This window comes from Rhodopseudomonas palustris, from assembly GCF_003226555.1.
GTDB classification, from domain to species: domain Bacteria; phylum Pseudomonadota; class Alphaproteobacteria; order Rhizobiales; family Xanthobacteraceae; genus Rhodopseudomonas; species Rhodopseudomonas palustris_I.
This window is the reverse complement of the sequence record NZ_QKQS01000008.1, coordinates 127,112-140,584: the sequence shown is the minus strand read 5'-3', so window position 1 is coordinate 140,584 and position 13,473 is coordinate 127,112. Positions and strand designations below refer to the sequence as shown.

Below are 13,473 nucleotides of genomic sequence, written 5' to 3'. Positions count from 1 at the left end.
GGCCAGCGCGATGCGCTGGCCCGGCGGCGTCAGCGGACGGATCGCCGATGCGATCGGGCGCGCCGGTCGCGCGGCGCAGATCACCGCGTCGAGATCGATGCCGCGCGCGGCGCTGTCGGCGAGCTGCTGCAGGCGGGTGTCGAGCCGCGCGGTTTCGCGTGCCTGTACCAGGCCGAGATGGCGGTTCTTCAGCGTGAGATCGCGCTGCCGCTCGAAGCTGCCCAGCACCGGGATGTCGTTCGCGGCGAAACCGTCGCGGACCAGCGCTTCATGGCGCGGGCTGGCGACGTTGTTGAGGATGACGCCGGCGATGTGGACGTCGCTGCGATAGCGGGCGAAGCCGAGCGCCAGCGCGGCGGCCGATTGCGCCTGGCCGGCGACGTCGATCACCAGCACCGCCGGCCAGCCGGTGAAGGCGGCGATATCGGCGGTGGCGCCGTTGCCCCAGGCGCCACGGGCGCTTCCGCCGTCGAACAGCCCCATCACGCCTTCGGCGAGGCAGAGGTCTGCGCCCGCTGCGGCATCGAGCAGAAACGTGATGCGGTCTTGGCCGAACGCCCAGGAATCCAGATTGTAGCAGGGCCGGCCGGCGGCGATCTCGTGGAACGCCGGATCGATGTAATCGGGCCCGCATTTGTAGGGCTGCACGGTGAGGCCGCGGCGGCGCAGTGCCGCGTGCAGCGCCAGCGTCACCGTGGTCTTGCCGCTATTGGTCGACGGCGCCGCGATGATCAGGCCTGGCGGCCGACCGTTCGTCGCTGTTGGAAGTACGTGATCAGTCACGGTCACGGCCGTCCTCCGCCGAACGGCGATAGCGGCGATCGTAATCGGGGGCGTACAGCGAGCTCTCGCGGAAATCGGTGGCGGCGAGCGATGGGCCGACCAGGATCAACGCGGTGCGGTCGATGCCTTCGGCGGCGACCTGCGTGGCGATCGAGCTGAGGGTGCCGCGGATCACCTGCTGCTCCGGCCAGCTGGCGCGAACCACTACGGCGACCGCGCCGTCGTCGCCGTAATGTGGGCGCAGCCGTTCGACGACGTCGGGAAGGACGTGGATCGACAGATGGATCGCCAGCGTCGCGCCGGTGGCTGCGAAGGCTTCCAGCGTCTCGCGTGGCGGCATCGCCGAGGCGCGGCCCGAGGTGCGTGTCAGCACCACGGTCTGCGCGACTTCGGGCAAGGTGAGCTCACGGCCGAGCACCGCAGCGGCCGCTGCGAACGACGGCACGCCGGGCGTGACGGTGTAGGGGATGCCGTGTTGCTCGAGACGGCGGATCTGTTCGCCCATCGCGCTCCACACCGACAAATCGCCGGAATGCAGCCGGGCAACGTCGTGGCCGGCTTCTGCGGCGGCGACGAACTCCGCCGTGATGGCGTCGAGATCGAGCGGGGCGGTGTCGACCACGCGCGCGTCTGTCGGGCACAGTGCGACGATCTCGCGCGGAACTAATGAACCGGCATAGAGACACACCGGGCAGCGCATCACCAGATCTCGGCCGCGCACGGTGATCAGATCGGGCGCGCCGGGACCGGCACCGATGAAGTGGACAGTCATGGCAGCGGCTCCTCGATCGCCACCGCGGCCGTCGCGAGGCGATCCTGTGAGATCAAACGGGATACGATCAGCCGCGCCGTCGGTCCGGCGGCGGCGAGCGCCGCGGCCTCGCAGACGCTGCCGACACCGCGGTGATGTGCGACCACGGCAGACGACGTCGTGATACGCGCTGCGGCTTGGTCGAGCGCAGCCGTCTCGATCGGCAGCACGGGCAGAGCGGTTGCCGTCGCGGCCTCACGTAAGCTGCTGTGAGCGGCCTTGTCGGCAGCGGTTGCCAGCGCGGATGGTTGGTGCGGCGCAGCGGCGCGGCGCGCGGCTTCGATCACGTCGATGATCGACGATGAGGATGCGGCGGAACGAAAGCCGATGCCGATCACGACCGCGGTCATTTGCGCACGCTCCATTGCACCACCGGCATCGCCGCGCGCCATCCGGTGAGTCCGCCAACCGGGGAAGCGCGCTCGATGCCGAGCCGCAGCAGTTCGCCGCCACGGCGATGATGCCAGTCGATCAGCAGCGCTTCTGTCTCCAGCGTCACCGCATTGACCACCAACCGGCCGCCGGCGGGTAGCGCCCGCCACACCGCATCCATCACCCCCGGACGGCTGGCGCCGCCGCCGATGAACACCGCGTCGGGTGTCGGCAGTCCGGCGAGTGCCTCGGGCGCTGCGCCGAGCCGCAGATCGAACTGCGCCACGCCGAGCGCTTCAGCATTGGCGCGCGCGGTGGCGAGCCGGTCGGCGCGCGTCTCGATGCCGATCGCCCGATTGCTGCGTGCCGCCAGCAGCCATTCGATTCCGATCGAGCCGGCGCCGGCGCCGATGTCCCACAGCAGCTCATGGCCGTGCGGCGCCAGCGTCGACAGCGTCACGGCGCGGATCTCGCGCTTGCTGAGCTGGCCGTCGTGCTGAAACAGCTCGTCCGGTAGGCCGCTGACGCACGGCATGATCACGGCGTCCGGCTCGGCCACGGCGGCGATGCCGAGCGCGACCGGTGCGGCGACGTCGGGGAAGGCGAAGATCGACGCGGTGGTTCGCCGCACGCGCTCGCGTGGGCCGCCGAGCGCTTCGAGCACGGTGAGCTCGGACGCGCCGAAGCCGTTCGCCGCCAGATAGCCGGCGATTTCGCCCACAGCGGCGCCGTCGCGCACCAGCACGATCAGCCGTGCGTGGGAGCGGAGATGCGGACGCAGCCTCGCGACCGGCCGCGCGTGCAGGCCGAGCGTAACCGTCTCTTCCAAGCGCCAGCCGAGCCGCGCCGCGGCCCAGGCAAAGGTCGAGGGCGCCGGAACGGCGGTCCATTCTTGTGGCGCGAGGTGATCGGCCAGCACCGCGCCGGCGCCGTGCCAGAACGGATCGCCGGAGCACAGCGCCACGACGCGGCGGCCGCGCTGCGCCAGCACCTCGGGCAACGACGCCGCGAACGGCACGCGCCACGGCAGGCTGGGCTTGTTCAATGCGGCGACGAGGCCGAGGTGGCGATCACCGCCGACGATCAGTTCGGCCGCATCCAGCAACGCCCGCGCGCGTGCCGACAGCCCGTCGAGGCCGTCCTCACCGATTCCGACGATGGACAGCCAGGGCTGCGTCGTGTCATCGCTGGTGATCATGACGCTCCCTTCATCGCATCGCTCGCGCGTATTGATCCTCGGTGGCACCGCCGATGCCTCGGCGCTCGCCAGGGCGATCGCCGCCGAGCCGGCCATCGATGCGGTGCTGTCGTTCGCCGGCCGCACCGATCACCCGAAGCCGCCGCCGATCCCGTTTCGCGTCGGAGGCTTCGGTGGCATCGGCGGTCTGGTCGATTACTTGCGTATCGAGCGGATCGAACGCGTCGTCGACGCGACGCATCCGTTCGCGGCGCAGATGAGCCGCCATGCGGTGATCGCCAGCGCCGAAGCCGGTGTGCCGCTGCTGGCGCTGGAGCGGCCGGCGTGGCAGGCAACCACTGGCGATCGCTGGATCGAAGTCGATGATCTTGATCAGGCTGTCGGCGCGCTCGGCGCGGCGCCGCGGCGGGTGTTTCTCGGCATCGGCCGCCAGAACCTCGAGCTGTTCGCGGCGCAGCCGCAGCACGCTTATCTGGTGCGGCTGGTCGATCCGCCGCGCGGGCCGCTGCCGTTGCCGAACGTCGATATCGTGATCGCGCGCGGACCGTTCGATCTCGCCAGTGACCGCGCGCTGCTGCGAGCGCACCGCACCGAGATCGTCGTCGCCAAGAATGCCGGCGGCGACGCGGCCGTCGCCAAGATCACCGCGGCGCGTGAATACGGGTTGCCGGTGATCATGGTGAAGCGGCCCGTGGTGCCGGATCGGCGCTGCGTCGCTACGGTCGCCGAGGTGATGGCCTGGCTCGGTCACGAGGCCGCTCCAGAGAACCGCGGGGTGTAGACGAACGCATTGCCGCTGCGCGGAATGATCCTGGTCTGCGACGAGCCGATCATCACCAGCGTGCGCATGTCGGCGCGTTGCGGCACCGCGTCGCCGAGCGGCGCCACGTCGATGCGTTCGCGCGGATCGCTAACGGCGGTCGCAAAGATCACCGGCACGGATGCCGGATGGATGCTGCGCAACAGCTCAAACGCGCGGCCGAGCTGCCAGGGCCGCGCTTTCGAGATCGGGTTGTACAGCGCGATCACGAAATCGGCTTCGGCCGCCGCGCGCAGCCGCTTCTCGACGGTCTGCCAGGGCTTCAGATTGTCCGACAGGTTGATCGCGCAGAAATCGTGGCCGAGCGGCGCGCCGATCCGCGCCGCGGCGGCGAACATCGCGCTGATGCCGGGGAGCACGCGAATGTCGAGCTCGCGCCACGCCGGATCGCCGGCTTCGATCGCTTCGAACAGCGCCGCCGCCATCGCGAACACGCCGGGGTCGCCGGACGAGACGATCGCGACGTGGCGACCCTCGGCAGCGAGCCGCAGCGCGAAGCCGGCGCGATCGAGCTCTTCGCGGTTGTCGGAGGCGTGCCGCTGCAAGCCGTCGCGTTCGGCGACGCGCGCCACATAGGGCGCGTAGCCGACGATGTCGGTGGCGCGCGCCAGCGCTGCGGTGACTTCGGGGGTGATCAGTTCCTGCGCGCCGGGCCCGAGGCCCGCGACGACGACAGATCCGGTCATGGCCGTCGTCCCTGTCCGTGGACCAGCACGATCGAGAAGTAGGGCGCGTCGTCGGTGGTCTTGTCGGCGAGCGGCATCACCACCTGATCGTCCATCGCGCCGCGCTCGACATAGATCGCGCGATCGAGCAGGCCGGCGTCGTCGAGCGCGCGGCGCACCTTGGGCAGATTGCGGCCGAGCTTCATGATCACGATCGCATCGCCGGTGGCGAGCGCCGCCTTTAGCCGGTCCGGCCGGAGCGTCGCCGGCACTACGCAGAGCACGTCGTCGCCGTAGGTGATCGGCGTGCCGCTCGCGGTCCAGCACGCCGCCATGCCGGAGATGCCGGGCACCACTTCGACGCGGACGCGCGGCGCCAGCCGGCTGTGCAGATGCATGAACGAGCCGTAGAGGAAGGGATCGCCTTCACACAGCACGACGACATCGCGGCCTTGCGCGATGTGCTCGGTGAGCCGCGCGACGCATTGTTCGTAGAAGTCGCGCAGCGTCGCCGCATAGGCCGGATCGTCGAGCGCGATCTCGGTCGTTACCGGATAGTCCATCGGTTCTTCGATCACGCCCTCCGGCAGCAGGCCATCGGCGATGCGGCGGGCGTGGCCGGGGCGTCCGGCCTTGCGGAAATACGCCACCACCTTGGCGGCACCGACCAGCCGCGCGGCGCGGACGCTCATCAGATCGGGCGCGCCGGGGCCGACGCCGACGCCGTAGATCGTCGGTGTGCTCATTCGCGTTCGCTCGCCAGCGCGTTGATCGCCGCAGCCGTCATCGCGCTGCCGCCGCGCCGGCCGCGCACGATGACGCAAGGCGAGGGCGAGTCCGCCAGCAGCGCCTCCTTGGATTCGGCGGCGCCGACGAAGCCGACCGGGATGCCGATGATCGCCGCGGGGCGCGGGGCGCCGGGCTCGGCGAGAATTTCGAGCAGGCGGAACAGCGCAGTCGGCGCATTGCCGATCGCGACCACAGCGCCTTGCATCCGGTCGCGCCACAGATCGACCGCTGCGGCCGATCGCGTGGTGCCGAGCTTTGCGGCGAGGGCCGGAACATCAGGATGGTTCAGCGTGCAGATCACTTCGTTGTCGGCCGGCAGCCGCTTGCGGGTGACGCCGTTGGCGACCATCTGCGCGTCGCACAGGATCGGCGCGCCGGCCTGCAGCGCGGCGCGACCTGCCGATACAAAGCCGGGCGTGAACGCGATGTCGCCGGCGACTTCGACCATGCCGCTGGCGTGGATGATGCGCACCGCGATCTTCTCCTCGTCGGGCGTGAACCGATCGAGCGCGGCTTCGGCGCGGATGATGGAGAACGACTGACGATAGATCGCGTCGCCGTCTCGTTCGTAGGCGTAAGTCATCGGGCGGCGTCCTCGATCAGCTCGGGGAGAATGGATGGGGGCTGCTCTGTGTCGGCGACCGCGCTGTCGCTTGAAGTCTCCATCGCGGCGATGCTGAGCCCCGCGGCGAGCGCGAACTGCATCAGGATGGCGCGTGCGGCGCGGCCGGCGCGCTGCGCGTACAGCCTATTGAGGCGACGAAGCGTGGTCGGCGGCAGGTTGGTGATCAGTTCGCTCGGGGCGCCGCGTGGCTCGCGAGCGCTGAGGACCGCGAAGGCCATCCGCCGGCTGCCGGCGAACGCGGTGATCGCTTCGACGGCTTCACGGCAAGGATCCGCCTGGTCCGGCAGCACGATCAGGATCGCGCGCAGCAGCGACGAATCGAGTGAGCGATCACATGCCTGCGCAGCGAAGGACGCGAGGTCGCTGATGTGTAGACGGCCGGCGCCGGGCCATGCCCGCGCGAAGGCCGTCCGCGTTTCGGCGCAGGGCGACAGCACCGCGATCTCGGCGGGGAGCGGCCGAAGCGACGGTTGAGAACCGGCTGAGAGGCCGGGATGGAGTGCAGCGGGCGGCATCGCGCCTGATCTCGTCGGTTGGCCATCGCGGGCGATGGCTCAAGACCGGCGAACGGACCTGCACTCCGGACCGCCGAAAGACATCCCGGGGCACCCCGCCCGAAACGACGTCAACATAGCAGGCGACGGCAGGTCTCCTGGCTCACGGGTCGTCGCCGGCGCGGCCTTCCCGGAAGTGATCCAGTGGCGTGTCGCGTCGGCTCGCCGTTTACAGTTGCGGGGGCAGCTTCGGCTCGATCGCTACAGGCAGCGACCTTCCGATATTCCCTCTTCGTCCCGTCCGAGGACAGGACACCGTCGGCGCGCGATGTTTGGGACGGAAACGGCGAACTGTCAATCGACCTTCACGACCAGTTAGCCGGCATCAGCCGTCCATCAAATTCGCGCCAGCTTGATCAGGATCAAGGCGAGTTGCCGGAGGCGTTCGGTGCCCGCGCTGAAGCGCGGCGGTTGCTGTCGATTGCGGCACGCAGCAGCGCCGCCGCCCGGAACGGCGCGTGCAACGCCTTGCTGAACGGCAGCGCGGCAAACAGGCCGAACACCAGCCCGAGATGGACTGTGAGCAGCGGCGCCATCGCGGGCGTGCTGCGGAAGCCGAGCACCGCAAGCCCGCTGGCGCCGACCAGGGCCAGCAAGACAAGAAACGCGACGTTGAGCTTGGTCTCGCCGCGATCGCTCGGCGCGCGGTTGGCCCGCGCTTCCAGGCCCAGCAGTCCCGCCGCACCCGCCGTCATCGTCACGCCGCCGACGAGCCCGAGCATCACCGGCAGGCTGGCGACCGGGTAGGGCGCCATGACGCCGAGCAGATGATGATAAGCGGAGCCCGCGATCGTCGACAGGCCGCTGAGCACGAAGCCGCCGGCGGTCAGGTGATGCAAGATCCGGCGCCGCTGCGAGGTGCGCTCATCATGGTCGTGGCAGCCGGGGCCGCCGCCGCCGAGATGGCGCAGCGTGATGATGTCGGACAATGCGATCGGCAGTGCGCGCACGATCTCGCTGATCGTCGTCTCAGGCGCGATCGTGCGCCAATATCGCAGGGTCGCCAGCGTGATCGCGATCACAGCCCATGCGAAGGAGGCGCCCGCGAGCCCTGCCATCGCCGGCCATGGCAGCACGCGATAGAACGCGCCTTCGCGTGCATCGGCGGCAAAGAATATCTCCGGTGAGCTCGTGCTCAGCACCAGCGCGACCGTGATCAGCAGCATGAGCGCGACGGTGGCGGGCACCGCGAGTGACGATGCGCGAAAGGCTCGCCCGAGCACGGACGGCCACAGATGGTCCGCGTAGGAGCGTTGCCGCAGATCGGCGAACGTCGCCGGCAGATTGACGGCGAACGGATGCGGCGGCGCGTATTGGCAATCGTGCCAGCAGCCCTGGCAGTTGTGGCACAGGTTCGACAAGTAGCTGACGTCGCTCAGGCTAAATCCGTGCTTACCGTCGATCGCTGGAAACACTGGGCAAATTCCGTCGCAATACATGCAGGCGCTGCAGATCCGCAGCACGCGCTCGGCCTCCAGCATTGGATCAGCCGCGGACATGGCGTGCCGCCTCCTCACCGGCGACCTGGCCGAACACTGCCGACAGCGTGATGCCGAGCCCGGCGAGATAGCCGCGGCGCAGCACGTTCGCGGCCATGATCATGCCGGCCGCGAACAGATCGTCGTGGCGGCGACCGTCGGCCTGGACCACCCGCATCGTGGCATCGACCTTGATGCCGTAATGCACGAAGGTCAGCCCCGGCCGCATCGGATAGGCGGCGAATGGCGGCACCGCGATGGTGCGTGCGGCGTTGGCGGGCGCTGTATTGAACTCGTCGATGCTCTGCAACAGCGCGGCCGGATCGAGCTGGAGCGCGACCGCCAGTTCGCTGATTGTCGGCGCGGTGATCGGCGCCAGCGCCGACGGTGCAGCACGTGCAAGACCCGCTACATCGAGCACCAGATAAGCGATCTGGCCGGGGCAGGCAGCGACCTTCGGCCCCCATTTGGCGTAGTGCGTCGGCAGCACGCCGGCGCCGGCAACGTAGATGCGCGCGCCGGATCGGTCGACGACGAGGCCAAGCGGAATCGACGTGATCCGGGTGACGATGCCGCCGTCGAATTGCGGCCCGCGCGCATCGACCGGAACCGCATGACAGGTCGTCGGATCGCCGATCGCACAGCCGCCGGCCGCGATCAGCAGATCGAGCAGGCGGCCATCGGCATAGGGCGTGCCGCGGACCATCCAGCCCTCAGCGGCGCTGCCGAAGTTTTCGCGCAACCAGGCCGGATCGCCACCAGGGCCACCAGCGCAGACTACGACGCTGCGCGTGCGAATTGTGTCATCAGCCCCAGCGGATCGAACGCTGATCGTCCAGCCGTCGTCTTCGGCGCGTAGCAACGATCGTGCCTCGCTGTCGTAACTGATGACGATGCCGAGCCGCTCAGCGGTGACGTACAGCGCGTTGATCATCGCTTTGCCGCCGCCGAGCGGAAAGGCGGTGCGGCGGGAATACGGCATCACCCCGGTGCCGGGCGGTTGCAGATGCACGCCGTGATCGATCAGCCAGTCGGCGATGCTGCGCGCGCGTTCGATCAGCAGTTCCGTCAGCACTTGGTCGGTGCCGTCGCCGGTGACGCTGCGTAGCTCGGCGCGCAACTCATCCGCCGTGTAGCGGTCCGGCACGTCGTCGCGCGGCGTTTCGTGCGTCAGCCGGAAATTGCGGCCGTGGCGCGCGTTGCCGCCGCGCAGGGAGCGTGGCGCCGCTTCGAGCAGGCAGACCGCAGCGCCGCCGCGGCGCGCCGCGATCGCCGCGCAAAGACCGGCGATGCCGCCGCCTATCACTGTCACGTCCCACAGCAAGATGCGGTCAATCCGGTCGAGATGATGCGCCTGCGCCACTTTGCAACGGCTGAACGAAAGCGCGGCGTGGTGGACCTTCGTCTTAGAAGGCGGCTCCGGGACGTTGTCAATCTTGCGCCAGCCGCATCGGCGTGCTGTGGTAACGCTTGCTTCGGTGCCCTTCGTTCGAAGGGTGAAACGGGAATGCGGTGCGGCGAGCAATCGCCAAATCCGCGGCTGCCCCCGCAACTGTAAGCGGACCGCTTCCGGTCACACCGCCACTGAGCTCGGCATCCTCAAGCCGCTCGGGAAGGCGACCGGGACAATGTCCGCGAGCCAGGAGACCGGCCGAAGTCCGAAAACCATGCCATTCGACGGTGGGTCGAAGAAGGACACAGACATGCTGCACCGACCGCCGACCTGACGCGCGCCTCCGCTTTCCGCGGAGAAATCCTGCCGTCGCCCGAACGAAGCCGCGCCAACAGTTTCGCTGTCGCCGCCGCTGTTTCGTTCGATCGTCCTCACTGCCCCGCAGAGGCGGCGGCAGTGCTTTCCGATTGCCGAGCTTCCGATGCACGCGCCATTGCTCGATCCACGTCTCCTATCCGTTCCGCCGCTCGATCCCGCCCATGAGGCCGAACTGCGAGCTCGGCTCGACGGCAAGGCGAAGCCGCCGGGTTCGCTCGGCCGGCTTGAAGATCTCGCCGTGCAGCTCGGGCTGATCTGGCATCCGGCGCCGCCGCGGGCCGAGCGGGCGGCGGTGTTCATCTTCGCCGGCGATCACGGCCTCGCTGCCGACCGGGTGTCGCCATATCCGGCGAGCGTGACGCGCGCGATGGTCGAAGCGTATCTGGCCGACTGCGCCGGCGTGAACGTTCTGGCCAAGGCGGCGGCGACCGAGGTGCGGATCGTCGACGGCGGCATCGATGCCGACATGCCGCCAGACCCCAAGCTGATCGATCGCAAGATCCGGCGCGGCACCCGCAATGCCCGCCACGAACCGGCGATGACCCACCAGGAGGCGGCGCGTGCGATCACTGCGGCGGCCGAGCTGGTGCGCGAGGATATCGACGGCGGGCTCGACATCGTCGCGATCGGCGAGATGGGGATCGGCAACACCACCTCGGCGGCGCTGATCACCCACGCGCTGACGGGCGAGCCGATCATCGATTGCGTCGGTCGCGGTGCCGGGATGGACGATGCCGGCGTCGCGCACAAGCGCGCTATCGTCGAACAAGCCGCGGCGCGGGCGCAGCCGACAGCGCCGCTCGACGTGCTTGCCGAGTTCGGCGGCTTCGACATCGCGATGATGGCGGGCGCAGTGCTCGGCGCCGCGGCTTCGCGGCGGCCGGTGGTGATCGACGGCTTCATCGCCAGCGCGGCTGCGCTGCTCGCGGTGCGGCTGCAGCCCGCCGCGCGCGACTACTGCGTATTCTCGCATCGCTCGGCCGAGCGCGGCCACCGGGTGCTGCTCGATGCGATGCAGGCGACGCCGTATCTCGATCTCGGCCTGCGGCTGGGCGAGGGCACCGGCGCATTGATGACCGTGCCGTTGTTGCGCGCCGCCGCCGGCATTCTCAACGATCTCGCCGCGCTCTCGGACGTGCTGGCGGGTCGGCTTGGACCCCGCCCGTGAGCCGGCAGATCCAATCCTTGCTCAATGCCGTGCAGTTCATGACGCTGGTGCCGACGCCGCGCACCGCGCAGTTCGACGACGACTGGCTCCTGAGCGCATCGAAGTACTTCCCGCTGGTCGGCGCCGGGATCGGCCTGGTCTGCGGCGGCGTGCTGCTCGCGGGCTCGCTGATCTGGTCCGGCGTGGTGCCGGCGATGCTGGCTGTCGCGGCCGGTGCGGCGCTTACCGGCGCGCTGCACGAAGACGGCATCGCCGACACCGCGGACGGCCTGTTCGGCGGCAGCACGCCCGAGCAGCGGTTGCTGCTGATCAAGGATAGTCGCCTCGGCCTCTACGGCGCGGTGGCGCTGGTGCTCAGTTTCGCGATCCGCGTCGCAGCGCTGGCCACCCTGCCGCCGTGGCTCGGCGTCGCCACTTTGGTCGCCGGCTATAGTCTGGGGCGGACCGGCATCGTCGCGGCGATGTCGGCGCTGCCCTATGCCGGCGACGCCGCCACCGGCAAGCTGAGCTATCCGACGCGCGCGATCAGCACTGCAGGTTGGTTCGGGCTGGCTGCGTTCAGCGTGCTGGGCGCGCTGTGGCTGGTCGCGCTCGATCCGCCGGCGGCGATCGTCGGGCTGCTGGTCGCGGGCGTCTTCAGCTTGGTGGCGCCGTGGCTGGCGCAGCGGCTGATCGGTGGCTATCGCGGCGACGTGCTCGGCGCCACCGAGCAGATGATCCAGATCGGTCTGCTCCTCGGTGTCGCCGCGGTGGCCGGCCATGGCTGAGTGATGCCGCCGCCGATCATCTTCGACCGCAGGCGCTGGCGCCTGTGCAGCTTCCCTCAACTCCATGCCATCGAGTAGATTCATGACCGACGCCCATGTCGAGGAGCTCATCTCCCGAATCCAGTTCACGCCGCGCACGACCACTGGCCCGCGGCGTGCCCGCTCGTTGATGATCCAGGGCACCAGCTCGGATGTCGGCAAGAGCATGGTGGTCGCGGGGCTGTGCCGCGCCTTCACCCGGCGCGGGCTGGTGGTACGTCCGTTCAAGGCGCAGAACATGAGCAACAACGCCGCGGTCGCATCCGACTCCGATCTGCCGCCCGCGGCCGACGGCGAACAGGTGCGCGGCGAGATTGGCCGCGCCCAGGCGCTGCAGGCGCGCGCCTGCCGTGTGGCGCCGTCGATCCACATGAACCCGGTGTTGCTGAAGCCGCAGTCGGAGGTCGGCGCCCAGGTGGTGCTGCGCGGCCGCGCGCTCGGCAACTGCCCGGCGCGGATCTATCACCACATGCGGCAGCGGCTGATCCCCGCGGTGGTCGACAGCTTCGAGCGGCTCGCGGCGGAGGCCGATCTGGTGCTGGTCGAAGGCGCCGGCAGCGGCGCCGAGGTGTACTTGCGCGCCTCCGACATCACCAATATGCGGTTCGCCGAGGCGGCCGACCTGCCGGTCGTGTTCCTGTCCGACATCGACCGCGGCGGCACGATGGCGGCGCTGGTCGGCAGCTACGTGTTGCTCAACGAAGGCGATCGCGCCCGCGTCGTCGGCTATCTGATCAACAAATTCCGCGGCGATTTTTCGCTGTTCGAGCCGGGCTGCCGCACCATCACCGAGCAGACCGGCTGGCCGTTCCTCGGCGTGCTGCGCTGGTTTCCCGGCGCCGACCGGCTGCCGGCGGAAGACTCGCTGGCACTGGAGCGCGCCGCGGCGGCGAGCCGCGGCCGGCTCAAGATCGCGGTGCCGCGGCTGCAGCGCGTCGCCAATTTCGACGACCTCGATCCGTTGGTGGCCGAGCCGGACGTCGATCTGCAGTGGATTCAGCCGGGCTCGCCAATTCCGGCGGATGTCGACGTCGTGGTGTTGCCGGGCTCGAAGGCGACTCGCACCGAACTCGATCTGATCCGGCGCGAGGGCTGGGACATCGACATTCAGGCTCACGTCCGCCGCGGTGGCCGTGTCGTCGGCCTGTGCGCCGGATTCCAGATGCTCGGCCGGGTGGTGCGCGATCCCCAAGGCATCGAAGGCCCGGCCGGCGAGACCGCGGGGCTCGGGCTGCTCGATATCGAGACCGAGATTTCCGGCGACAAGCGCCTGGTCGAGATCGACGCGCTCGATCGGATCAGCGGATGCCGTGTCGTCGGCTACGAGATGCATATGGGCCGCACCACCGGCGCAGGACTCTCGCGGCCATGGCTGAGGCTGGAGGAAGGCGGCACCGAGCGGGCCGAAGGTGCAGTCTCGGCGGATGGCCGCGTCAGCGGCGGCTATCTGCACGGCATTTTCGGCGGCGATGCATTCCGCTCTGCCTGGTTGGCACAGATCGGTGCCGCATCATCGGGGCTCGATTTCGAACGCCGGGTCGAGGAGACGCTGGACGCGCTCGCCGATCATTGCGAAAGCAATCTCGATCTCGACGCCTTGCTGGCGCTGGCGCGGTGAAGCGGCGTTCGCGTG

Annotated in this window: 14 protein-coding genes and 2 riboswitches; of the genes, 4 read left to right on the top strand and 10 right to left on the bottom strand. The window is 69.5% G+C overall.

Features of this window, described 5'->3' with window-relative positions:
- The 4 genes from DNX69_RS26550 to cbiE all read right to left on the bottom strand — a co-directional run.
- A partial coding sequence (locus DNX69_RS26550; protein ID WP_234826866.1) for a cobyrinate a,c-diamide synthase occupies window positions 1-789 on the bottom strand: 789 nt, incomplete at its 3' end.
- A complete protein-coding gene (gene cobM / locus DNX69_RS05940; protein ID WP_110785090.1) occupies window positions 776-1,555 on the bottom strand; it encodes a precorrin-4 C(11)-methyltransferase in 780 nt (259 codons plus the stop codon). The genes cobM and DNX69_RS26550, both read right to left, overlap by 14 nt.
- Complete coding sequence (locus tag DNX69_RS05935; RefSeq protein ID WP_110785126.1) at window positions 1,552-1,944, bottom strand: cobalamin biosynthesis protein; 393 nt, start codon at window positions 1,942-1,944, stop codon at window positions 1,552-1,554. Before DNX69_RS05935 ends, cobM begins: the two co-directional genes overlap by 4 nt.
- Window positions 1,941-3,164 carry a precorrin-6y C5,15-methyltransferase (decarboxylating) subunit CbiE gene (gene cbiE, locus DNX69_RS05930; RefSeq protein WP_110785089.1) on the bottom strand — a complete coding sequence of 408 codons (1,224 nt, stop codon included), beginning with the start codon at window positions 3,162-3,164 and terminating at the stop codon, window positions 1,941-1,943. Before cbiE ends, DNX69_RS05935 begins: the two co-directional genes overlap by 4 nt.
- On the opposite strand from cbiE, the gene DNX69_RS05925 reads away from it, so the two are divergent.
- Window positions 3,163-3,945, top strand: a complete 783-nt coding sequence (locus DNX69_RS05925) for a cobalt-precorrin-6A reductase (protein WP_207803118.1) — start codon at window positions 3,163-3,165, stop codon at window positions 3,943-3,945. The two genes, cbiE and DNX69_RS05925, sit on opposite strands and share 2 nt — an antisense overlap.
- Here the strand turns inward: DNX69_RS05925 and cobJ are convergent.
- The 6 genes from cobJ to tcuA all read right to left on the bottom strand — a co-directional run bounded on the left by cobJ (window position 3,912) and on the right by tcuA (window position 9,407).
- The gene (cobJ, locus tag DNX69_RS05920; RefSeq protein WP_110785087.1) at window positions 3,912-4,670 is read right to left on the bottom strand and encodes a precorrin-3B C(17)-methyltransferase; all 759 of its coding nucleotides are present in this window, start codon (window positions 4,668-4,670) and stop codon (window positions 3,912-3,914) included. The two genes, DNX69_RS05925 and cobJ, sit on opposite strands and share 34 nt — an antisense overlap.
- Entirely contained in the window at window positions 4,667-5,395 is a 729-nt protein-coding gene (locus DNX69_RS05915; RefSeq protein ID WP_110785086.1) for a precorrin-2 C(20)-methyltransferase, read from the bottom strand. The genes cobJ and DNX69_RS05915 overlap by 4 nt, the downstream gene beginning before the upstream one ends.
- On the bottom strand, window positions 5,392-6,021 hold the full coding sequence (locus DNX69_RS05910) for a precorrin-8X methylmutase (RefSeq protein WP_110785085.1): 630 nt from the start codon (window positions 6,019-6,021) through the stop codon (window positions 5,392-5,394). The genes DNX69_RS05915 and DNX69_RS05910 overlap by 4 nt, the downstream gene beginning before the upstream one ends.
- Complete coding sequence (locus tag DNX69_RS05905) at window positions 6,018-6,578, bottom strand: hypothetical protein (RefSeq protein ID WP_110785084.1); 561 nt, start codon at window positions 6,576-6,578, stop codon at window positions 6,018-6,020. The genes DNX69_RS05910 and DNX69_RS05905 overlap by 4 nt, the downstream gene beginning before the upstream one ends.
- Before the next feature lie 110 nt (window positions 6,579-6,688).
- A riboswitch (cobalamin riboswitch) is annotated at window positions 6,689-6,892 on the bottom strand.
- 87 nt (window positions 6,893-6,979) lie between these two features.
- Entirely contained in the window at window positions 6,980-8,116 is a 1,137-nt protein-coding gene (gene tcuB, locus DNX69_RS05900) for a tricarballylate utilization 4Fe-4S protein TcuB (protein ID WP_110785083.1), read from the bottom strand.
- Complete coding sequence (tcuA, locus tag DNX69_RS05895; RefSeq protein WP_234826864.1) at window positions 8,103-9,407, bottom strand: FAD-dependent tricarballylate dehydrogenase TcuA; 1,305 nt, start codon at window positions 9,405-9,407, stop codon at window positions 8,103-8,105. Before tcuA ends, tcuB begins: the two co-directional genes overlap by 14 nt.
- A 147-nt stretch (window positions 9,408-9,554) precedes the next feature.
- Window positions 9,555-9,765: riboswitch (cobalamin riboswitch) on the top strand.
- A gap of 204 nt (window positions 9,766-9,969) precedes the next feature.
- Between tcuA and cobT the strand changes: the two genes are divergently transcribed.
- From cobT to DNX69_RS05880, 3 genes are all read left to right on the top strand, one after another.
- The gene (cobT, locus tag DNX69_RS05890) at window positions 9,970-11,034 is read left to right on the top strand and encodes a nicotinate-nucleotide--dimethylbenzimidazole phosphoribosyltransferase (RefSeq protein ID WP_110785082.1); all 1,065 of its coding nucleotides are present in this window, start codon (window positions 9,970-9,972) and stop codon (window positions 11,032-11,034) included.
- Window positions 11,031-11,801: an adenosylcobinamide-GDP ribazoletransferase gene (locus DNX69_RS05885; protein WP_110785081.1), complete on the top strand. Its 771-nt coding sequence runs from the start codon at window positions 11,031-11,033 to the stop codon at window positions 11,799-11,801. The genes cobT and DNX69_RS05885 overlap by 4 nt, the downstream gene beginning before the upstream one ends.
- Before the next feature lie 82 nt (window positions 11,802-11,883).
- Complete coding sequence (locus tag DNX69_RS05880) at window positions 11,884-13,458, top strand: cobyric acid synthase (RefSeq protein WP_110785080.1); 1,575 nt, start codon at window positions 11,884-11,886, stop codon at window positions 13,456-13,458.
- Window positions 13,459-13,473: the final 15 nt, after the last annotated feature.

Bases quoted from the DNA above. Each gene is read 5' to 3' on its own strand.
- DNX69_RS05905 (WP_110785084.1), bottom strand. From the start codon at position 6,578: ATGCCGCCCGCTGCACTCCATCCCGGCCTCTCAGCCGGTTCTCAACCG.
- DNX69_RS05915 (WP_110785086.1), bottom strand. From the start codon at position 5,395: ATGAGCACACCGACGATCTACGGCGTCGGCGTCGGCCCCGGCGCGCCC.
- cobM (WP_110785090.1), bottom strand. From the start codon at position 1,555: ATGACTGTCCACTTCATCGGTGCCGGTCCCGGCGCGCCCGATCTGATC.
- tcuB (WP_110785083.1), bottom strand. From the start codon at position 8,116: ATGTCCGCGGCTGATCCAATGCTGGAGGCCGAGCGCGTGCTGCGGATC.
- cobJ (WP_110785087.1), bottom strand. From the start codon at position 4,670: ATGACCGGATCTGTCGTCGTCGCGGGCCTCGGGCCCGGCGCGCAGGAA.
- DNX69_RS05910 (WP_110785085.1), bottom strand. From the start codon at position 6,021: ATGACTTACGCCTACGAACGAGACGGCGACGCGATCTATCGTCAGTCG.
- cbiE (WP_110785089.1), bottom strand. From the start codon at position 3,164: ATGATCACCAGCGATGACACGACGCAGCCCTGGCTGTCCATCGTCGGA.
- DNX69_RS05880 (WP_110785080.1), top strand. From the start codon at position 11,884: ATGACCGACGCCCATGTCGAGGAGCTCATCTCCCGAATCCAGTTCACG.
- cobT (WP_110785082.1), top strand. From the start codon at position 9,970: ATGCACGCGCCATTGCTCGATCCACGTCTCCTATCCGTTCCGCCGCTC.
- DNX69_RS05935 (WP_110785126.1), bottom strand. From the start codon at position 1,944: ATGACCGCGGTCGTGATCGGCATCGGCTTTCGTTCCGCCGCATCCTCA.
- DNX69_RS05925 (WP_207803118.1), top strand. From the start codon at position 3,163: ATGACGCTCCCTTCATCGCATCGCTCGCGCGTATTGATCCTCGGTGGC.